At 70.8% G+C, this 20,453-nt stretch carries 19 protein-coding genes; 7 read left to right on the forward strand and 12 right to left on the reverse strand.

The features are described 5' to 3' along the window. Positions 1-99 precede the first annotated feature (99 nt). Positions 100-2,028 (forward strand): heavy metal translocating P-type ATPase, encoded by a 1,929-nt coding sequence (locus AC1DK9_RS11630; protein WP_476916025.1) that lies wholly within the window; start codon positions 100-102, stop codon positions 2,026-2,028. On the opposite strand, the gene ppsA is transcribed toward AC1DK9_RS11630, so the two are convergent. The 7 genes from ppsA to AC1DK9_RS11665 form a co-directional block, all read right to left on the reverse strand. Then, positions 1,976-4,399: a phosphoenolpyruvate synthase gene (gene ppsA, locus AC1DK9_RS11635; protein ID WP_476916026.1), complete on the reverse strand. Its 2,424-nt coding sequence runs from the start codon at positions 4,397-4,399 to the stop codon at positions 1,976-1,978. The genes AC1DK9_RS11630 and ppsA overlap by 53 nt on opposite strands. A 79-nt stretch (positions 4,400-4,478) precedes the next feature. Next, entirely contained in the window at positions 4,479-7,139 is a 2,661-nt protein-coding gene (locus tag AC1DK9_RS11640; RefSeq protein WP_476916027.1) for a cation-translocating P-type ATPase, read from the reverse strand. Between the two features lie 187 nt (positions 7,140-7,326). Further along, the gene (locus AC1DK9_RS11645; protein ID WP_476861584.1) at positions 7,327-8,064 is read right to left on the reverse strand and encodes a glycosyltransferase family 2 protein; all 738 of its coding nucleotides are present in this window, start codon (positions 8,062-8,064) and stop codon (positions 7,327-7,329) included. A gap of 65 nt (positions 8,065-8,129) precedes the next feature. Continuing rightward, the gene (locus AC1DK9_RS11650; protein ID WP_476861226.1) at positions 8,130-9,533 is read right to left on the reverse strand and encodes a PIG-L family deacetylase; all 1,404 of its coding nucleotides are present in this window, start codon (positions 9,531-9,533) and stop codon (positions 8,130-8,132) included. Then, on the reverse strand, positions 9,527-10,621 hold the full coding sequence (locus tag AC1DK9_RS11655) for an acyl-CoA dehydrogenase family protein (protein ID WP_476861227.1): 1,095 nt from the start codon (positions 10,619-10,621) through the stop codon (positions 9,527-9,529). The genes AC1DK9_RS11650 and AC1DK9_RS11655 overlap by 7 nt, the downstream gene beginning before the upstream one ends. 156 nt (positions 10,622-10,777) lie before the next feature. Further along, a complete protein-coding gene (locus AC1DK9_RS11660) occupies positions 10,778-11,455 on the reverse strand; it encodes an O-methyltransferase (RefSeq protein WP_476916028.1) in 678 nt (225 codons plus the stop codon). Between the two features lie 78 nt (positions 11,456-11,533). Further along, entirely contained in the window at positions 11,534-11,860 is a 327-nt protein-coding gene (locus AC1DK9_RS11665; RefSeq protein WP_476861229.1) for a thiamine-binding protein, read from the reverse strand. 122 nt (positions 11,861-11,982) lie between these two features. On the opposite strand from AC1DK9_RS11665, the gene AC1DK9_RS11670 reads away from it, so the two are divergent. The 4 genes from AC1DK9_RS11670 to AC1DK9_RS11685 all read left to right on the forward strand — a co-directional run bounded on the left by AC1DK9_RS11670 (position 11,983) and on the right by AC1DK9_RS11685 (position 14,767). Beyond that, positions 11,983-12,651, forward strand: a complete 669-nt coding sequence (locus AC1DK9_RS11670; protein WP_476861230.1) for a TetR/AcrR family transcriptional regulator — start codon at positions 11,983-11,985, stop codon at positions 12,649-12,651. 4 nt (positions 12,652-12,655) lie between these two features. Beyond that, positions 12,656-13,072, forward strand: a complete 417-nt coding sequence (locus AC1DK9_RS11675; RefSeq protein WP_476916029.1) for a YkvA family protein — start codon at positions 12,656-12,658, stop codon at positions 13,070-13,072. A gap of 60 nt (positions 13,073-13,132) precedes the next feature. Next, positions 13,133-14,059, forward strand: a complete 927-nt coding sequence (locus AC1DK9_RS11680; RefSeq protein ID WP_476861232.1) for an NADP-dependent oxidoreductase — start codon at positions 13,133-13,135, stop codon at positions 14,057-14,059. A 138-nt stretch (positions 14,060-14,197) separates the two neighbouring features. After that, a complete protein-coding gene (locus tag AC1DK9_RS11685; RefSeq protein ID WP_476916030.1) occupies positions 14,198-14,767 on the forward strand; it encodes a dienelactone hydrolase family protein in 570 nt (189 codons plus the stop codon). A gap of 51 nt (positions 14,768-14,818) precedes the next feature. Here AC1DK9_RS11685 and AC1DK9_RS11690 read toward each other — a convergent pair whose 3' ends face one another. From AC1DK9_RS11690 to AC1DK9_RS11705, 4 genes are read right to left on the reverse strand one after another with little or no spacing between them, the layout of a single operon-like run. Continuing rightward, positions 14,819-15,097, reverse strand: a complete 279-nt coding sequence (locus AC1DK9_RS11690) for a hypothetical protein (protein WP_476916031.1) — start codon at positions 15,095-15,097, stop codon at positions 14,819-14,821. 58 nt (positions 15,098-15,155) lie between these two features. After that, positions 15,156-15,467, reverse strand: coding sequence for an AzlD domain-containing protein (locus AC1DK9_RS11695; protein WP_476861235.1), 312 nt, complete (start codon positions 15,465-15,467; stop codon positions 15,156-15,158). Continuing rightward, positions 15,464-16,219, reverse strand: coding sequence for an AzlC family ABC transporter permease (locus AC1DK9_RS11700; RefSeq protein ID WP_476916103.1), 756 nt, complete (start codon positions 16,217-16,219; stop codon positions 15,464-15,466). The genes AC1DK9_RS11695 and AC1DK9_RS11700 overlap by 4 nt, the downstream gene beginning before the upstream one ends. After that, positions 16,216-16,671 carry a DoxX family protein gene (locus tag AC1DK9_RS11705; protein ID WP_476916032.1) on the reverse strand — a complete coding sequence of 152 codons (456 nt, stop codon included), beginning with the start codon at positions 16,669-16,671 and terminating at the stop codon, positions 16,216-16,218. The genes AC1DK9_RS11700 and AC1DK9_RS11705 overlap by 4 nt, the downstream gene beginning before the upstream one ends. A 211-nt stretch (positions 16,672-16,882) precedes the next feature. Here AC1DK9_RS11705 and AC1DK9_RS11710 point away from each other — a divergent pair, with 211 nt between their 5' ends. After that, complete coding sequence (locus AC1DK9_RS11710) at positions 16,883-17,893, forward strand: ABC transporter ATP-binding protein (RefSeq protein WP_476916033.1); 1,011 nt, start codon at positions 16,883-16,885, stop codon at positions 17,891-17,893. Next, positions 17,886-19,478, forward strand: coding sequence for an ABC transporter permease (locus AC1DK9_RS11715; RefSeq protein WP_476916034.1), 1,593 nt, complete (start codon positions 17,886-17,888; stop codon positions 19,476-19,478). The genes AC1DK9_RS11710 and AC1DK9_RS11715 overlap by 8 nt, the downstream gene beginning before the upstream one ends. A gap of 50 nt (positions 19,479-19,528) precedes the next feature. Here the strand turns inward: AC1DK9_RS11715 and AC1DK9_RS11720 are convergent, their stop codons facing one another. Further along, positions 19,529-20,416, reverse strand: coding sequence for a glycerophosphodiester phosphodiesterase (locus AC1DK9_RS11720; RefSeq protein ID WP_476861239.1), 888 nt, complete (start codon positions 20,414-20,416; stop codon positions 19,529-19,531). Positions 20,417-20,453: the final 37 nt, after the last annotated feature.

The following is a 20,453-nucleotide window of genomic DNA, read 5'->3' on the forward strand; positions in this document are numbered from 1 at the left end:
TGCATGGGTCCGTTCGGCCCCGGGGAGCGGTGGGCTGCGCAGTAGGATGCAAGTAGTCGCAGACGACAGGTCCTGCGCGAGGAACGAGGCGGGACAGCCGTGAAAATTGCGCTCCGGTATCCGCTTGTCGCGGGCACGGTGGTTGCCCTCCTGGCGGTGGTATTGCTGCTGGCGGCCGGTCAGGAAGATGTCGCGCGGATCGCCGCCAGCATCTATGCGCTGGCTGTGGCGGCGTACCTCGCCGTCGGCATGGTCCGCCGGCTGCTCGGCGGCCAGTGGGGCATCGACATCCTTGCCGTCACCGCCATTGTCAGCACCGTGCTGGTGGGCGAATTTGTCGCCTCCATGATCATCGTGCTCATGATGGCCGGTGGCACCGCCCTCGAGGACTACGCCGCCGGCCGGGCCAAGAAGGAACTGACGTCCCTGCTGGAACGAGTCCCGCAGACGGCCCACCGGGAACGCAACGGCGACGCCGCCGGGGCCCGCGCCGCCGACACCGATGGCCAGCACGAGGACGTGGCGGCCACCGACGTCGAGGTCGGAGACATCCTGCTGGTGCGCCCCGGCGAGGTAGTGCCGCTGGACGGCATCCTGCTCTCCGAGTCCGGAACCTTCGACGAATCCTCACTCACCGGGGAGAGCCTGCCGGTGGAGCGCGCCGCCGGGGAGGGGCTGATGAGCGGGGCCCTGAACGGCGAAGCGGCCATCCGGATGCAGGTCACAGCGCGGATGGAGGACTCGCAGTACAGCCGGATCGTCGCACTGGTGAAGGAGGCGGCCGAGAGCAAGGCTCCGATGGTCCGGCTGGCCGACCGCTATGCCGTCCCGTTCACCGCCCTCGCTTACCTGCTGGGAGCCTTGGGCTGGATCATCAGCGGCAGCCCGGTCCGCTTCGCCGAGGTGCTGGTGGTGGCCACGCCCTGCCCGCTGCTGATCGCCGCGCCGGTTGCCTTCCTCGGCGGCATGAGCCGCGCCGCGCGTGGCGGCATCATCGTCAAGTACGCCGGCGTCCTGGAGCAGCTGAGCCGGATCAAAACGGTCGCCTTCGACAAGACCGGCACCCTGACCTACGGCCGGCCCTCCCTCGTGGGGGTCCGGACCGCGGGGTCCTTCACCGAGGCCGGCGTCCTTGGGCTGGCCGCGTCCGCCGAACAATATTCCTCCCACGTGCTCGCCGCCTCCGTGATGGACGCGGCGCGGTCCCGCGGGCTGGCCTTCGAGACCGCCACGGAGGCGAACGAATTCGCCACGCATGGGGTCCGGGCACGCTTCGACGGCCGGGACGTCGTGGTCGGGAAACCCAATTTCGTGGCGGAGTCGGCCCCGGGCGTCCTGGAAACCGAGCTGGCCAGCGGCGAACTCGCCATCTACGTGGGCGTCGCCGGGGAGTTCGCGGGGGCCCTCGTGATGAGCGATCCCATCCGCGGCGAAACCCGCCGCACCCTGGCCGAGCTCCGGGAACTCGGCGTCACCGAGACGGTAATGCTGACCGGCGACGCCCTCGCCACCGCCGAGCACATCGCGGCGGAAGCCGGGCTGACCGATGTCCGGGCCGAGTGCCTGCCACCGGACAAGGTCGAGGCGGTGCGCGCCCTCCCCCTCCGTCCGGTCATGATGGTGGGCGACGGCGTCAACGACGCCCCCGTCCTGGCCGTCGCCGACGTCGGGATCGCGATGGGCGCGCGGGGGTCGACGGCGGCCGGCGAGTCAGCCGACATCGTGATCATCCTGGACGACCTGTCCAAGGTGGCGTCGGCCGTGCGGATCGGCCAGCGAACGGTGAAGGTGGCGCTGCAGAGCATCTGGATCGGCATCGCACTGAGCGTGGCGCTGATGCTGGCGGCCGCCGCGGGGTATGTCCCCGCCATCGCCGGGGCCCTCTCCCAGGAGGTGGTGGACCTCGCCACCATCCTGAATGCGCTCCGTGCCCTGCGCTCCGGGACGCCAAGGGGCGCGGGCCGGGCAGCCGGGACTACTGCCCGGACGCCAGCCTCTCGGCTTCCGCGATCCGAGGGACGGTCCTGAGGTAGCTGTCCGGGTTCAGCGAGATCGAATCGATGCCCTCGCCTACCAGGAACGCCGCGAACTCCGGATGGTTGCTGGGACCCTGGCCGCAGATGCCAATCTTGATCCCGGCCGCGTGCGCCTTCCGGATCGCCTCGCTGATCATCGCCATCACGGCCTCGTCGCGTTCGTCGAACAACGCTGCCAGTTGCGCCGAATCCCGGTCCACGCCAAGGACCAGCTGGGTGAGGTCGTTTGAGCCGATCGAGAAGCCATCGAAGCGGGTAGCGAATTTTTCGGCCAGGACCACGTTGGAGGGGATCTCGCACATCATGTAGACCTGTAGGCCGTTTTCGCCGCGGACCAGGCCGTTTTCCGCCATCACGGCCAGCACCTTGTCCGCCTCCTGCGGTGTCCGGCAGAACGGGACCATCACGATGATGTTGCTGAAGCCGAGCCGCTCCCGGACCCGTTTCAGAGCCAGGCATTCGAGCGCGAAGCCCTCCCGGTACCGCTCGTCGTAGTACCGGGAGGCGCCGCGGAAGCCGAGCATCGGGTTCTCCTCAGCTTCCTCGAAGGCGGCGCCGCCGATCAGGTGCGCGTACTCGTTGGTCTTGAAGTCGCTGAGCCGCACGATCACCGGGTGCGGGTGGTAGGGCGCGGCGATCTTCGCAATGCCCAGTGCCAGGGTGTCCACGAAATAGTCCTTCGGATCGGCGTAGCCGGCCGTGAGTTCGCTGATCTGCGCGGCCTCCTGCGGATCCGTGACACGGTCCGGGTGCACGAGTGCCATCGGATGGACCCGAATCAGGGCGCTGATAATGAATTCCATCCGGGCCAGCCCGACGCCGTCCGCCGGCAGCCGCCACCACTGGAAGGCGGCCGCGGGGCTGGCGATGTTGACCATGACTTTGGTGCGCGTCTCCGGCAGGTTCCCCAGGTCCACGTCCTCGGTTTCGAACGCGAGGCTGCCGGCATAGACGCGGCCCGTATCGCCCTCGGCGCAGGACAGGGTGACGGCCTGGTCCTCGGCCAGGACACCGGTGGCGTTGCCCGTCCCGACGACGGCGGGCACCCCCAGTTCCCGGCTCACGATTGCCGCGTGGCTGGTGGGGCCGCCGTGGTCGGTGACGATCCCGGCCGCCCGCTTCATGATGGGCACCCAGTCCGGATCAGTCATTTCGGTGACCAGGATGGCGCCGTCACGGAACTTGTCGATGTCGGCGGCGCTGCGGATCACGCAGGCGCTCCCCTGCGCGATCGAGTCGCCGATCGCCGCCCCGCTCACCAGCACCGTTCCGGTTTCTAGCAGGTGGTGCAGGGTGAAGCGGGAACCGGTCTTCTGCGACTGCACCGTCTCCGGCCGCGCCTGGACCATGAAGAGTTCGCCGGTCTCGCCGTCCTTTGCCCATTCCATGTCCATCGGACGGCGGTAGTGCTCCTCGACGCTCACGGCCCAGCGCGCCAGGGTGAGAATCTCGGCGTCGGCGAGGACGAAGGCCCGGCGTTCCGCGTCCGAGGTGTCGACGGTGCGGGTGCGGGCGTGGCCGCCGCGGCTGTAGACCATCTTCTGTGCCTTGGAGCCAAGGGTCTTTTCGATGATCGGGCTGACTTCCGCCGCTGGTGCCGTCGCTTCCGTCGCCTCAGCCGTCGCTCCAGCCAGGAGCGGTTTGAAGACGAGGTATTTGTCCGGGTTGATCGTGCCTTGGACCACGGTTTCGCCGAGGCCCCAGGCGGCGCTGATCACGGCCGCGCGCGGGAAGCCGGAGTCCGTGTCAATCGAGAACATCACCCCGGAGGCGCCGACGTCGGAGCGCACCATCCGCTGGACCCCGATGGAGAGCGCGACGTCGAGGTGGTCGAAGCCCTTGACCTCCCGGTAGCTGATGGCCCGGTCCGTGAACAGCGAGGCGTAGCAGCGCCGGCAGGCGTCCAGCAGTTCCCGCTCGCCGGCGACGTTCAAGAAAGTCTCCTGCTGCCCGGCGAAGCTGGCATCGGGCAGGTCCTCGGCGGTGGCGCTGCTGCGTACCGCGACGGACAGCCGCTCCAGCCCGGCGCGCTGGCCCAGCTCGCGGTAGTGCGAACGGATGGAGTCGGCGATGTCCTGGGGAAAATCGCTGGCCAGGAACAGTTCCCGGATGGCCTCCCCGGTTTCGCGCAGCGTCGCGTCGCCGGAGCGGTAGGCCAGGATCCGCGAGCGCATCGCCGGTTCAATCCCGTTCGCCGCGACAAAGGTGCGGTAGGCCGCGGCAGTGGTGGCGAAGCCGTCCGGAACCCGCACGCCGCCGGCCTTGAGGGACTGGATGAGTTCGCCCAGGGAGGCGTTCTTGCCGCCCACCTGCGGGACGTCGCCCATGCCGATCTCTTCAAACCACTTCACGTGTACGGGCATGCGGGGCTCCTTGGTCGTTTGTCTACCAATGCCCTGATCCTGCGTCCCGGCGGGGTGCTGGGTCAGAGGCTTTGGACCTTTAGGCGGTGCGTTGGGCGGAAGGGGCGGACTTGCGGTGCCGGGCCAGCTTGTAGAGCCAGTCGGCGAGCAGCACCGCCGGGATGGCGGCAAGGGCCACGGCCAGTCCCCCCGGCGTCGGCGGGGCATGGCCCAGCAGGGCGGCGAGCGGGCCGAGGAACAGGAAGACGGAAAGCAGTCCCAGCTCTGCCAGCACGGCCCAGAGCAGCAGCCGGTTGGTGAACCAGCCCAGCCGCCAGGGCGGGGAGGTGGCACTGCGGCAGGCGAAGGCGTTGGCGAGTTGGGCCAGGACCACGGTGCTGAACGCGGCGCCCGAGGCTGCCATCAGCGCATCCGACGGCGGCAGTTCGGCTCCGGGGGTCCAGCCGGCGCCCAGGAGCACGGCCGTGTAGGCGGTCATCTCCATCAGCGCCTCCACCGGGCCCAGCAGCCCGAAGACCCGGAACATCAGGGCCCGGTCCATCAGGTGCCGGCGCTCCGGCGGACGTTTCAGGGCCCCCTTGCTGGGCGCTTCGCTGCCGAGCGCCAGCGCCGGCAGGAGGTCGGTGCCAATATCGAGGGCGAGGATCTGCAGCACGCTCAACGCCAGCGGGAACCGGCCGCCGGAGAGGGCCCAGAACACGAACGGGGTCAGTTCTGCGACGTTGTCCGTGAGGTGGTAGGTCAGGAAGCGGCGGATGTTCGCGTAGGTGGCGCGGCCCTGCTCCACGGCCGCGATGATCGTGGCGAAGTCGTCGTCGAGCAGGACCAGGTCCGCCGCCTCGCGGGCCACATCCGTGCCGCTGAGGCCCATCGCGACGCCGATGTCCGCCTGCTGCAGCGCCGGCCCGTCGTTCACGCCATCACCGGTCATGGCCAGCACGTGGCCGCGGTGCTGCAGCAACCGGGCCACCCGGAGCTTTTGTTCGGGCGTCACCCGGCTGACGACGACGCCGTCGCGGTCCAGCAGGGCGGCCAGGACCTCGTCGTCCTCCGGCAGGGTGTGGCCTTCCAGGACCAGTTCGGGGGATCCGATCAGGCCGGTTTCCCGGGCTATGGCGGTGGCTGTGAAGGCGTGGTCGCCGGTGACCATACCGACCTTGATGCCGGCGTCGCGGGCCGCCTGCAGCGAGAGCCGCACCTCGGCGCGGGGCGGATCGTGCAGGCCGATCAGCCCCAGCAGCGTCAGCCCGGTCTCAACCTCCTCGAGCTTAAAGCGGGCGCCGGGCAGTCCCGGCAGGCTCCGCTGCGCGACCGCGAGGACCCTGAGCCCGTGCGAGGCCATCTCGTCCACCATCTGCAGGGCACGGTCGTCGCCGTCCTCGCCGCTGCCGTCGCCTTCCTCGCCGCCGCCCCGGCATAAGGGGATCACGGACTCCGGGGCGCCTTTGACGAAGAGCGTGGTGCCGACGATGGCGGACTCGCGCAGCCGGCGGGGATCGAAGGCAAACCGGTGCGACGGCGTCGACTCCTCCGGCCGGCCGCCGGGGCCGGCCAGCCGGGTGGCCAGCGCGTCGATGGCGGCTTCCATCGGGTCTCCCTCGGCGATCCACTGCCCGTCGTGCGGCACCGCCCGGCCCACCGAGGCGGCACGGGCGGCGGCGCTGAGCCGCTGCCCCGCCCGGAAAGCCTCTGCCCCGGCGTCCGCGCCGCCCTCACGGGTGACCTGAGCTTCCGGCCCATAGCCCGCGCCGGTGATGCCCAGCAGTCCGGAGGGCGTCCAGACCTCGACGGCGTTCATCCGGTTCTGCGTGAGGGTTCCTGTCTTGTCGGTGCAGATGAAAGTCGTTGAGCCGAGCGTCTCGACCGCCTGCAGGTTCCGCACCAGGGCGTTGCGCGCTGCCATCCGCTGGGCTCCGATGGCGAGCGAGAGGGTGACGGTGGGGAGCAGGCCCTCGGGCACCAGCGCCACCGCCACGCCGATCGCGAAGAGGAACGCGTCCCGCCACGAGATGCCCACCAGCAGCGAGAGGACGAAAAACAAGGCGCCGATGCCGAGGGCCACGCCGGCCACAATCCGGACAATCCGCTGCAACTCCAGGGCCAGCGGGCTCGGCGGTGCCTCGACCTTGCCGGTCAACGACGCGATCTCCGCCAGCCTGGTCTGTCCCCCGGTGCTGGCCACCACGCCTTCGGCCGTGCCGATGACCAGGAAGGTTCCGCCGAAGACGGTGTCGCCGGCGGCCTTGCTGACCGCCTCGCTTTCGCCGGTGAGCATCGATTCGTCCACCGTGCAGCCCGCAGCCCGCGCCAGCCGGAGATCCGCCGGGACCCGGTCGCCGGCCACCAGTACGACGGCGTCGCCGGGCACCAGCTCGGTGGTGTGCACCTTGACGATGCGGTTGTCCCGGCGGACGGAGACCATGGCGGGCAGCAGCTCCCGTAGCTTGGCGGCCGCGTGCTGAGCGCGCTCCTGCTGGATGTAGGCGAATACCCCGTTGACTACGATCACCACGACGATGGCGACGCCCAGTTGCGGCATGCCGGCGACGAAGGCGAGGGCGGCCGCCACCCAGAGCATGACGGCAAAAAAGTGGGTCAGCTCTGCCAGCAGCCGCCGCCAGCCCGGCACTGTGCGGGCCTCGGGCAGCCGGTTCGGCCCGGCACGCGCCAGCCGCAGGGCAGCCTCCGCCGAGCTCAGTCCGGAGAGCACGGACAGCGGCCCGGCCGCGGCAGGGTTCACCCTCCGCCGCCCGTCATGCGCAGCACCTAACCCCGGCACTGCCCAGGTCCATCATGCTTCCGAGGATGCTCCGGCGCGGCACCCCGGGTTAGGGCCAAAGGTCACCCGGGGTTGCGCGCGGCTACGTCGCTCCGGGGCTTCGAGGGTCGCGGCCTGGAGGCATCGCCTCGGCGAACGCGCCGGCCCCTTAGCTGCCGGTTGCCGCGGGAGGCCGCTGCCGTCCCAGCGAGCGCAGGTAGGCGCCGAAGCCTTGCGGAGCGCGTGCATGGATCCGGCCGGAGGTCAGCACCCGCATGCTGTCCGTGGCGAGGACGGTGAAGGCGAGGCTGCGCAGGCTGTGCACCAGGGTGCGGTCCTCGTGCGTTTCCAGGTGGGAGAAGCCGCCCGCAGCCAGGTAGGCGGAGGCCCGGACGCCGAAGTTGGCGCCGTAGATGTGCGGGTGGTTTTCCTCGAAGGGGTGGCGGTCCAGCCAGCGGCGCAGCAGTTCCGGGTCCATCCCCACGGGGTCCGGTTCCACCGAGCCCAGTACCGCGTCGGCGCCGGCCTCGGCGAATTCGAGCTGCCGGACCAGCCAGTTCACCGGGACCTGCGAGTCGGCGTCGGTGTTCGCCAGCCAGGTCCGTCCCGGCCACGGCAGCGGAGTGGAGCGGTGGCCCGGGGCGCGCCGGTGCGGACCGAGCACCGCAGCGCGGACGCCTGCCGCCCGGCTCGCGCCGGCGCTGTGCAGCCTGACCTCCAGCGCACTGAAGCGCGGGTCGGCGTCAACGTACCCCGCGGCGATCTCGGCGGAGCGGTCGGTGCAGCTGTCCAGGACCACTTTCACCCGGACAGCGACGCCGGGCCTCTGCCGCTGGAGCTCGTCTGCGGCGCGCTGCACGGCCCGCAGGGCCCGGTCGAGGTGCTGGTCCTCGTTGTGGGCCGGCATCACGACGGCGATGGCGTCGATGCCGGGGCGTCCTTGCGGGGGCCGGGCGGGGGCTGCCGCAGTGCTCACGCGAGCGGCTCCGGGGCGCGGAGGATCTCCAGGACGAAGTCGCGCTCCCGGTAGAGGCCTGCGTCGGTCCAGCGGAGCTGGCTGCGGGCGGCGGCGTGGACGGCGTCGCCGTCGAGCTCCCAACCATCGATCGGGTGACGCCAGTGGCAGAGCGCCAGCGTGCCGCCGGGCAACAGCGTGGCCTCGACGCGTTCAAACAGTGCCGCCAGCTCCTCCGGCGAGAGGTAGTAGCCCACCTCCGACACCACGATCAGGTCGAAGGCGCCTTCCGGCCAGTCCTGCGGGACCGTGAGGTGGCGGGTCTGCGCGGCCGGCAGGTGCGAAAGCCGCCGGGCGGCGTGGGCCAGCGCCGCGCTGCTCGCATCGACGGCCAGGAAGGTGCCGCAGCGCTCCGCGAGTTCTACGCTCAGGGTTCCGATGGAACAGCCGATTTCCAGGCCGGCGGTGTAGTTCCGGCCGGGGAGCGCCGCGAGGGTCAGCGCGCGTTTGCGGTGTTCGTACCAGCTGCTGGTGTAATCCCACGGATCTTCGCTCCGGGCGTGGACGGTGTCGAAGAGCCCTTCCGCGTCCGCCGCGGCGTAGGGCGCGTCGGCGCCGGTTGCCGCCGCTCCGGCCGTTCCGGCCGGCGCGGCGGGCCGCTGCCACGCGAAGGTCTCCCAGTGCCGGGAGAAATGCTGCAGGAAGGCCGGCGGGAGCAGCACTTCGTCCCCCGGCTGCTCCGAGAGCGCCCGGACCTGCGAGGTGTGCGCCGCCATGGCCTGGGCCTTGGCCAGTTCCTCGGCCGGCGTCAACGGGAGGCGCAGCCAGGACTGCCAGGCCGGGTCCTCCGGGCCGGCCCAAAGCCAGTACCAGACCGGGTATTCCAGCAGCCCGTGGCCCGACGCGGCGGCCGCCTCGGCGGCGACAGAGCCGAGGGTGTCATGGTCGGTGTGGCCGTCGTTCCGGTAGGGCGCCACGAGCACGATGCGGTCGCCCGTCCGCCCGGTGGCGGCCGCGGCCTCGCCGATCGCGGCCAGGATTTGGTCCCGGTGGGCGGCGAGCTTCCCGTCCGGCAGCCCGAGATACCGCCAGCCTGCGGCCGGAACGAGCCGCCCGAGCGCGCCGGCAAACTCCCGCAGCCGCAGGCCGGCAAGCTGTTCCGGTGTGGTGCTGGGCGAGCCGGGGTGGGAGGCCTCCCCGGCCGTGCACAGCAGGACCTGGACCTGCGCGCCAAGTCCGTGCAGCCGGGCCATCAGGCCGCCGGCACCCAGCGATTCGTCGTCAGGGTGCGCGGCCAGGACGATGAACGCCGTGCCGGCCAGCGCCTCGGCGTCGAGCGGGAGTTCCGGCAGGGTGGCGACGCCGCTGCGCGCCCAGTCCTCTTCGCTGGTCCCGGCGTCGTTGTGCGTGAAGCTCACCATGGGTGGTCCCCCTTGAACGTCAGGGCGCCGAGTTGCGCGTCGTCGCGCATGGCGTGGTGCTGCCGGATATAGAGCGAGAGATCGGCCATCCGTTTGCCGTAGCGTGCGTCGAAAGCCAGCGGGGCGGGCCCCAGGTTTTGGCCTACCAGCGACTGGATGCGTTCCACGGCCGCGGCCACGCTGCCGCGGACGCGCAGCGCCTCGCTCCACGCGCCGGGTCCGGATAGCTCCCCGGCGTCGATCCGGGCCGCGGTCCGGGCGAGGTATTGGACGAGGCCGGTCAGGGTGCGGTCGATTTCGCCGAGGTGGGCGAGGGCCAGCTGGTCCGGTTCGCGGCCGCCGTCGGCCGCTTTCTGCAGGGAGTCCACGTAGCTGCGGGCCACGGCGACAGCGCCGCCGAACCAGCAGGCGGCAACCCCCATGCCGCCCCAGGCGAAGCCGGGGCGCTGGTAGTACCAGCCGGCTGCGCCCAGCGGCACGGCCGGAACAGCGTCGAAGTGCACGGTGCCGCTGGGAACTTCCCGCAGGCCCAGGCTGGTCCATTCCGGGTCCGCGAAGCTAACCCCGGCGGCGTGCAGGTCGACGGCGAACGCCGCGCGGCCGCCGCCCTCGAGATGCGCGGTCAGCACGGCGTGATCCAGTTGCGCGGCGATGGAGCACCAAGGCTTCGAGCCGTTCAGTACGACGCCGCCGCCGGCCGCGTCCTTGGCTTCCAGCCGCTGACCGGGGGCTTCTGCGGCGAAGACGCCCCAGGCGCCGTCGAAGGGGACGCCTGCCAGGGCGCCGGCGGGGTCGGCCGCGCCGGCCTGGCCGAGGATAGCGGCAGCGTCGAGGTGGGGTTCCAGGATGCGCCCGGCGGCGACGTCGACGGCGGTGACCGAGGCGAGGATCTCCCAGAGGAAGGCGGTGTTGCCCTCGCCGGGCCTCGGGGCGGCCTCCCCCAAGTCCTTGGCGAGTGACAGCAGGGCCGGGACGTCCCCGACGCCGGCCGCGGCGGCGTCCAACAGCGGTGCGATTCCGGCGAGTTCGCCCGGCGTGGAGCTGATCCGCACGGGCTGGGGAGGGCGGGCTTCCTGGGTCGCGTTCATTGCCTCGTCCGTGTCCTTTGCGATGTGCGCCTGCTGCTTTGCGTGCCGGCGGCTGTCGGCCGAAACCGCCGGCGGGTAAATCTAAGCATACTTAGTACTTCGCGGGCCCGCGTCAGGGACCTCGCCGGCGCCTTGCTACCGCCCAGCCCTGCACCCTTACCGCACGAGGGCCAGCGCGAAGCCGTCCCAGCCCTTCGACCCCACCGTCTGGATCACGGTGGCATCCAGCCGCGGATCCTCCCCCATCATCTGCAGCGCCGCGACGATGCCCGGGGCGTTGACGGGGTCCAAGGCCGGGTCCAGCACGGCCCCTTCCCACACCACGTTGTCCATCACCACCGTGGTGCCGGGCCGGCCGAGCCGGATGGCCCAGTCCAGGTAGTGCGGGTTGTTTTCCTTGTCCGCGTCGATGAAGACGAAGTCGAAGGGCCCTGCACCCTCGCTCTCCAGCGCGGGGAGCGTGTCCAGTGCCGCGCCCACCCGGATCTCGACGAGGTGGCCCAGCCCGGCCTGGTCGAGGTTGGCGCGCGCCAACTCGGCGTGCCGGGGCAGGTATTCGCAGGTGACAAGCGTGCCGCCCTCCGGCAGGCCTTGCGCCATCCAGATGGTGCTGAAACCGGCCAGGGTCCCGATCTCAAGGACCCTCCGGGCGCCGGACAACTGGACCAACAGCTTCAAGAGCTTGCCGGCGTTCGGTGCCACCTCGATGGCCGGCATCCCGGCGGCCGCGGCGGCTTCCACCGCATGCCGCAGTGATTGATCGGGCCGGACAACGAGCCCGGAGAGGTACTCCTCGACGGCGATCCAGCGGGACGTGGGCTGATGCTCGACCATGCGGCCCAGTCTTACAGCTTGGGACGGCCGGAGGGTAGGGCCGCCCGCCACCGCCCGCGCCGCCGGAGTCGCCCCGGGCTAGTCGCCCAGGGCCTGCTCCAGCCGTTCGAGTTTGCCCGTCAGTTCGCCGGTGTAGCCCGGGCGGATGTCGGCCTTGATCACGAGGGAGACGCGGCTGCCGTAGCGACCCACCGCCTCCGTGGCGCGCTTGACGACGTCGAACACCTCGTCCCATTCGCCCTCGATCGTGGTGAACATCGAGTCCGTGTGGTTCGGCAGCCCGGATTCGCGCACGATCCGCACCGCCTCGGCGACGGCGTGGTGGACCGAGGCGTCGTCCGGATCGGAGCCGGCGGGAGCACCAGCGGGACGGCCGGAGGGTGCGACAGAAAATGCAAGCAACATGGCTCCAGTCTGCCACGCGGCTACGCGCCTGCCGGGGCGCGAAATATCCGGCCGACACGTCATAATCAGGCGTACCCACCGGTAACAGGTTTCCTCCACCTCCTCGTTGCTACCCTGAGCAAATGAACCGGGCAGTAGACCGCCGGCCGCTCCGTGCGGACGCAGCACGCAACGTCAACAAGATCATTGCCGCGGCCCGCCAGTGCTTCCGGGAGCACGGCCCCGAAGTCCCGCTGCAGACCATCGCCGTCACCGCCGGAGTGGGCCCCGCGACGCTGTTCCGGAACTTCGCCGACAAGGAAGAGCTCGTTCTGGCGGCGCTGCACCAGCAGTTGAAGCTGCTGGTCAATCCGGTCATTGAAGAGGCGCTGGCCGGCAAGGACGCCGCGGAGGGCCTGTTCCGGGTCATCGACGCCCTGATGGGTGTGGCCAGCGACGAAGCCAACCTCCTCGGCGCCGTGGCCGGCCGCCGCGGCGTGCTGACCGGAATCACCGGCGACCTGATCGAATCGGTCGCCGTGCTGCTGGGCCGCGGCCAGGGCCAGGGCACCCTCCGCAGCGACATCTCGATGGCAGACATGATCCGGCTGCTGGCCATGCTGATCGGCGTGGTGGACACCATGGAGGCCGGTTCGGACGCCTGGCGCCGTCCGGCCGCCCTGCTCGAGGACGCCATCCGCGCAGAACGGCCGGACCGTCCGCTGCCGCCCCAATCGCTGACACCGGGAACCACGTATGGCACCGCGTTCAGTGTCGGGTTCGGGTCCACCCACGGAACCCCGTACCGTTGACCCCATGACGTGGGAAACCGTCGCCGGCGTGCTCGGCGGCCTGTTGCTGGTGTATGCCGCATTGCTGGTGCTGCTCTGGGGCTACGCGCGGCGGCACCCGGAAACGGTCACCATGAAGGACGCCCTGCGGCTGCTGCCGGACCTGCTCCGGCTGATCCGGCGCCTGCTTGCGGACCGCACCGTCGCGGTGGGCGTGCGCGTCCGACTGGCACTGCTGCTGGTGTACCTGCTCTCGCCGATCGACCTGGTCCCGGACTTCCTGCCGGTGATCGGATACGCGGACGACGTCGTCATCGTTGCCCTGGTGCTGCGCTCCGTGGTGGCCCGGGCCGGGGCGGACGCCGTGGAGCGGCACTGGCCCGGCACGCCTGAGGGCCTGCAGCTGATGCTCAAACTGGCAGGACTTGGCACCGCCCGGTGAGCTGACACACTTCTTGGCGGCACGCGGAATAGCGCCCCGGAAGCAGCCGTTGAAGCCTGCATGAAGGCAATAACTTACAGCGAATATGGCAATCCGGATGTCCTTGAGTTGGCCGAGCGCCCAATGCCCAAGGTCGGTCCGGGCATGGTCCTGGTCAAGGTCAAGGCAGCGTCGGTAAATCCGGTCGACTGGAAGATCATGGCCGGCTACCTGGACGAAGTCATGGACCTGCAGTTCCCGGCAATCCCGGGGTGGGACGTGGCTGGCGTCGTGGAGTCGGTCGGCATCGACGTCCAGCATTTCCAGGCCGGCGACGAAGTCATTTCCTACGGCCGGAAAGACTACGTCCATGGCGGAAGCTTCGCTGAATATATCGCCCTGCCGGAACGGCTTCTCGCCCGCAAACCCGCCTCGCTGGATTGGAATGAGTCCGCTGGCCTTCCCTTGGCGGGCCTGACGGCTTTCCAGGTCCTCAACCGGCTGGGCCTCAAGGCCGGCGAGACCGTGCTGATCCATGGCGGCGCCGGCGGCGTTGGTTCCCTTGGAATCCAGATCGCCGCCGCGCTCGGTGCCCGGGTGATCGCGACCGCGTCAGAAAAGAACCACGACTTCCTGCGCTCCCTTGGGGCCGAGCCTGTCAGCTATGGCGAAGGCCTCGCGGACCGGGTGCGGGCGCTTCGCCCCGACGGGGTCGAGGTCGTGGCGGACTTCGCAGGTGGGAACCTCGACGCCACCCTGGCGGTGCTGGCCGACGGCGGCCGGCACGCCTCCATCGCGGATAGCGAAGTCGAGCAGCATGGCGGCACCTGGATGTGGGTAAATCCCGTGGGCGCCGAGCTACAGGAACTCGCCGAGCTGGTCGACGAGGGCAAGCTCAAGGTTGAGGTGGCCAAAACCTTCCCGCTGGCGGAGTCGGCGGATGCGTTCCGGCTAAGCATGGAAGGGCACACCCGCGGCAAGATCGTCGTGACGGTCGACGGCGCTTAGGCCCGGGTGCCCCGGGGCCAGGGTGCCCTAGGCCCGGGCGCCCCGGGCCAGGTCCGGGGGTTGTCTGCCCGGGCGGGGCGGGTTAGCATCGCGGATGTTCCAGCCGGGAGTTGATCCACGCGGAGGAGAAGCGCAGACATGGCCGAAGTACTCCTGTACCACCACATCCAGGGCCTGACCGCGGGGGTGCGGGAGTTTGCCGACGAGTTGCGGGAGGCCGGGCACACCGTGCATGTCCCCGACCTGTTCGACGGCCATACCTTCGCGAGCATCGAGGAGGGCTTCGGCTACGCGGGCCGGACCGGCTTCGACGTCATCCGGGCCCGCGGCGCCGCCGCTGCCGACGAGCTCGGCCCGGGGCTCGTCTACGCCGGGTTCTCCTTTGGCGTGACCGTCGCCCAACGGCTGGCACAGACGCGGCCCGGCGCCCGCGGCGCGCTGCTGATGTATTCCTGCCTGCCGGTCACCGAGTTTGGGGACGCGTGGCCGCCGGACGTGCCGGTGCAGATCCACGGCAAGCAGGAGGATGAGTTCTTCGACGAGGACCTGCCGGCCGCACGCGAACTTGCCGGGTCCGCAGCGGCCGCGGAGCTGTTCGTTTATCCCGGCGCCCAGCACCTCTTCGCGGACTCCTCGCTCGACGCCTTCGACCCGGAGGCGTCAGCGCTGCTGAAGGACCGGGTGCTGTCGTTCCTCGCCACTGTCTGAGCTGCCCGGCCCTGCGGCGCCTGCCGGCACCGGGCCGACTGCGGTGGCGGGTCAGTCCGCGGGGGGCGTTTCCTGGTCCGGTTTGTCCGCCTGCTGCTCCTCGGTGGACTTCCCCGGCGCCGGCTTTTCCCTGTCATCGTGCAAGCGATGCGCTTCCTGCAGGTGGTGCTGCAGTTTTTCCTCGGCCTCGCGCCGGCGTCGGGCCATTTCGCGCAGTTCCCGGGTGGACTCGGCCCCGGGCGAGACGAAGTGCTCGTGCACTTTGGCCGGCTTGGCTTCGGGGATGTCAGGGCCGGGGGCAGCGGCAGGCTGAGCGTCGTTGTCGGTCATGCTCGAATGCTCCCACCGGGGCCCGGTCACAACAAGGGGCTAAAGACCGCCCGGGCGCCTACCCCCAGCCGAGCAGCCGCAGCCCGGCAGCGGCGCCGGCACCGGCCAGGACCACCACGAGGAACGGCGCCCGCAGCCACAGGGCAAGCGCGGCCGCGGCGAGGGCCCCGAGCCGTGCGTCCAGCGCCAGCGACTGCCCGGACGCCACCGTGTTCACCACCGTCAGCGAAGCCAGCAGGCCGATTGTCATGGTCCCGGCGATCCGGGACATTCGCGGATTGCGCAGCAGGCTGGCCGGCACCAGGTACCCCACGAGTTTCCAGGCGTAGGCCAGCACGCAGGAAAGCAGGAGCCAGAGCCACAGCGTCATGAGGTCTCCCCCTGGCCGTGTACGGCACGCCGGGCCGCCTCATGCTCCTCGGCGTACGGGTCGACGTCGGGCTCGAGCCCCTCGTCGCTGCGGCCGTGACTGAACCAGCCGAACACCGCCGCCACGAAGGCGGCCACCAGGATGGGCACCCCCGCCGGGACGAACGGCACGGCCAGGACTGTCGCCAGGGCGCAGACGACGGCGATCGCGACGGGTTCGCGGCCCTTGAGCCGGGGCCAGAGCAGTCCCAGGAAGGCCGCGACCGCGGCGCCGTCGAGGCCCCACTGCTTGGGGTCGCCCAGGGCGCCTCCGGCCAGCGCCCCCACGGCCGTGAACACGTTCCACAGCACGAAGATGCCCAGGCCCGCCGTCCAGAAACCCCGGCGCTGCTCCGCGGGGTCGGTCTGGCCGGTGCTGGTGGCGGTCGATTCGTCGATAGTGACATGGGCGGCGGCGAACCGGCGCCAGCCACGTGGTTGCAGCAGGGCGTTGAGCTGCATGCCGTAGATTCCGTTGCGCATGCCCAACAGGGTGGCTGCACTCATTGCCGCGACGCCGGAACCGCCGCCGGCCACGACGCCGATGAAGGCGAACTGCGAGCCGCCGCTGAAGAGCAGCAGGCTCAGCGCCATGGTTTGCCAGAAATCGAGCCCCGACGTCACGGACAGGGCACCGAACGAGACCCCGTAGAGTCCGGTGGCGATGCTGATCGAGAGCCCGACACGGACGGCCGGGGATTGCGCGAGCTTCACCGCCGCCGCCGTTTCGGGACCGGCTTCGACAGGCTCCACGCCCACGCGATGAGGGGCGCCTGCAACGGCAGCCGCAGGCTGTGGATCCGGCGTTGCGCCGGCGTCCCCTCCGGCCCGTACGCCGTGCGGAGCGCGTCCAGGTGTCCGGCGAGGAAGGCCGTGAACATGGCGGTGACGCACACGGCGGCCCCGCGCCGGACCGGTGGGACCAGCAGTCCGACGGCGGCGCCGGCCTCCAGCAGCCCGCTCGCGGCCACCCACTCCTCCTGGGACAGCACGGCGAGGGGCCCGTTACGCCGGCTGCCGGTGTCATCGCGGCAAAGGAACTCCGGGATCACCGGTGCGAAGAAGGCCGGATCGCGGAAGTGTTTGGCCGCGCTGGCCAGCAGCAGCCCGCTCAGGGCCACCGCGGAAAGCGTCTGGGTTGCCCCGGGGAACCAGCGGAAAGGCATGGAACCATGCAACCACAGCCGCGCGACGCCCGGTAACCGGAGCCGTAACCTGCGCCGGGGCGCAGGTTACGGTGCAGGTCCAGTGCAGTTCGGGCGCAGTTCCGGCGATTCGGGCCGGGACCTCCGGCGCGGCGGACCCTCCCGGTGCCGCCGCCAAGGCAGGACTTTCCGCAGGGGTCCGGGGAGGACGGCCGGGAGTACCTTGTTGACTATGAGCAGTGTCGTGCAGATGAGCGGCGTCGTTAAGCGCTTCGGGGCCGTGACGGCCCTCAACGGCCTGGACTTTGAAGTGGCCGCCGGCGAAGTACATGGCTTCCTCGGCCCCAACGGGTCCGGCAAATCCACCACCTTGCGGCTGCTGCTGGGCATGCTGCGGTCCAACGCCGGATCCATCCGGGTGCTGGGGCTGGATCCCTGGCGCGACGTCGCGACGCTGCACCGCCGGCTGGCCTACGTTCCGGGTGATGTGGCCCTGTGGCCAAACCTGACCGGCGGCGAGGTGATCCAGCTCCTCGGCAAATTGCAGGGCGGGCAGGACCGGGCGCGGCGGGACTCGCTGCTGGAACTGTTCGAGCTGGATCCGACCAAGAAGGCCCGCACCTACTCCAAGGGCAACCGGCAGAAGGTCGCCCTCGTCGCCGCTTTGGCCTCGGACGCCGAATTGTTCCTGCTGGACGAACCCACGAGCGGACTGGATCCGCTGATGGAGGACGCCTTCCGCGGCTGCGTCCGCGAACTCCGAAACCAGGGACGCACCGTACTGCTGAGCAGCCACATCCTCAGCGAGGCCGAAGCCCTTTCCGACCGGGTCAGCATCATCCGCGCGGGACGGGTGGTGGAGACCGGTCCGCTCGAGCAGTTGCGGCACCTGACCAGGACCGCCGTCACCGCCGACGTCGTCGCGGTGCCGCCGGGGCTGGACCTGCTGCCGGGCGTGCACGATGTGGTGGTGGCCAACCACCGGGTCAGCGCGCAGCTGGATCCGACCGGGCTCGCCCCGTTCCTGCAGGCCCTGACCGCCGCCGGGTTGCGGACGCTGACCAGCCAGCCGCCGACGCTGGAAGACCTGTTCCTGCGGCACTACGGTTCCGGGAACGGCGGCTCCGGCGGCAGGGGTTCCGGTAGGGGTCCCGGGACCGGGCCGGGCCCGCGGGACCCCGGGTCCGACGCCGCGGGCACCGCCGCTGCAGGCGCTCCCGGACCGGGGCTCCGCAATGCCTGAGACCCTGGCGGGCACCGGCGCCCTGCTTCGGCTGGGGCTCCGGCGGGACCGCTGGCTGCTGCCGATCTGGGTGCTTGGATTCGCCGTCGTCGCGTATTCGACGGCGGTGGCCGGGTCGGACCTCTACCCGGACGTGCGGAGCCGCATCGAAGCGGCCAATGCCTTGAATGCCACCGCCTCGATGGTGGCGATGTTCGGGCGCATCTACGATCCCGCCTCCCTCGGCGCGCTCTCGCTGATCAAGTACACCGCGTTCATGACCGCCATCCTCGCGGTCATGATGGCCATCCTGATCATCCGCCACACCCGCGCCGACGAGGAGAGCGGGCGCCTCGAACTGCTCGGCGGCGGCCGGCTGGGACGCGACGCCGCGCTGGCCGCTGCCCTGATCATTGGCCTCGGTGCCAGCCTGGGCGTGGGGCTGCTGTCCGCCGCCGCCCTGGCCGCCGGGGGCCTGCCTGCTGCCGGTTCGCTGGCCTTCGGGCTCGGCTGGGCTGCCACCGGCATGGCGTTCAGCGCCGTTGCCGGCGTCGCCGCGCAGCTGACCGCGAGCGCCCGGGCCGCCACCGGCCTGAGCGTGGGCGTCATCGCCGTCACTTACGGCCTGCGGGCCGTCGGGGACCTCGCCGAACCGGGGCCGTCATTCCTTTCGTGGCTTTCGCCGATCGGCTGGAACCAGCAGATCAGGGCTTTCGCCGGGGACCGGTGGTGGGTGCTGGCGCTGCCGGTCGCGCTCTGCGTTCTCCTCGTCCCGGTTGCCTTTGTCCTCCGGGCCCGCCGAGACTTGGGCGCGGGACTGCGCGACGAACGCCCCGGCCCCGCCGTCGGCTCTCTCACCGGGGTATGGGCCCTGGCCGTGCGCCTGCAGCACCGGGTGTGGCTGGCCTGGGCCGCGGCGTTCGTCGTTTTCGGCGTCGTCATCGGATCCCTGGTCAGCAACGTCGAGCAGATGCTGAGTTCCCCGAACGCCCAGGACCTGATCAAACTCATCGGCGGCGCCTCCGCCTTGCGGGATGCCTTCCTGGCAGCGGAGATCAGCATCATGGGCCTGCTCGCGGCGGCCTACGGCGTTTCGGCGGCCAACCACTTGCGCTCCGAGGAGTCCGCGGGGCACGCCGAAGCCCTGCTCGGGACGGCCACCACCCGCAGCCGCTGGGCGAGCAGCCATTACGTTTTTGCGCTGGCCGGGGTCGCGGTGCTGATGGCGCTGGCCGGCGTCTCAATCGGCGTCGGAGCCTCCCTCGCCGTCGAAGACGCCGGACTGGTGGGCCGCGCTACGGTCGGCTCGCTCGCCCAGATTCCTGCCGCCTGGTTGCTGACCAGTGTGGCCCTGCTGGTCTTTGGCTGGACGCCCCGGCTGGCCGGGGCGGTGTGGGGCGTCCTCCTTGGCTTCGTGGCGCTCGGAGAGTTCGGCGTGCTCTGGAACGCCCCCGAATGGCTGATGGACCTCTCGCCGTTCCGGCACTCGCCGCTGCTGCCGGTTGGTGCGGACGCGGTGCCCGCGCTGGTGGCCCTCACCGCCGTCGCCGCCGGGCTGGGGGCGCTCGGCTACCTCGGCTGGCGACGGCGGGACCTGGCCGCCTAGCCGGAAGCGGTGCCGCTGAGCGGCTCCACTCGTGAGTAACGGGACAGTGCCTAGAGCCTGGCCAGCAGCTGGGCCCGGACCTCGGCGGGCCGGTTGGTGGTGATCTCCTGGATGCCCAGTTCCCGGCAGAGCGCCACGTCCTCCGCCGAATCCACAGTCCAGACCCGGAAGCGGCGGCCCGAGTCGAGCCAGCGCTGAACGGTCCGGGAATGCCCGCGGACGTAGCCGATCCCCGGCCCGGCGAGCCCCACCTCGCAGTCGTCCAGGATGCGCTCCCCCTCGGTCTGCGCCGCTTTCATGACGTTGGCGAGGGCGCCGCCGGTGACGGGGCCCAGGCCCAGTTCCTCGCGGATTTCCTCAACGTTCACATCGTCCACCAGTTGGCAGATGGCCGCGGCGGGCACGGACCGAAGCAGGTGCTTGACCGAGTCCGGGCTGAAACTCATGAACGAGATCCGGATGTTTTCCAGCATCGAGGTGGCACGGTCCCAGCCCTCGGCTTCCAGGACCTCCAGGACCCGGTCCTCGAGCTTGAGCTGGTAGGGGCTGGGGTGCTTGAGCTCGATCGCCAGCCCGATTTCGCGGCCGGCCAGGCGCAGGATGTCCAGCAGTTCCGGCAGCGTGAGGAACTGCTCGGACCGGGCGCCGTACTCCTCCGGGATCCGCGCGCCCTTCCAGGAGCAGAAGTCCAGCTCCCGGAGCTCCGCCAGGGTGCGGTCCGCGACCGGGCCGGTGCCATCGGAGGTGCGGTCCAGGTTGGCGTCGTGGAGCAGGACCGCGTGCTGGTCGCGGGTGAGGTGGATGTCGCACTCGACGCCGTCGGCGCCGTCGGCGATCGCTTGCAGGTAGGCGGCACGGGTGTGCTCGGCAAACGCTTCGCTGGCGCCCCGGTGGGCATAGACCAGCGGGCGGGCGGCGGCGGACTCCTCGGTAATCATGCTGACACGTTAGCGGACGTCGGTGACGGATGCGCGG

This window comes from Arthrobacter sp. 01T414 (genome assembly GCF_056398965.1).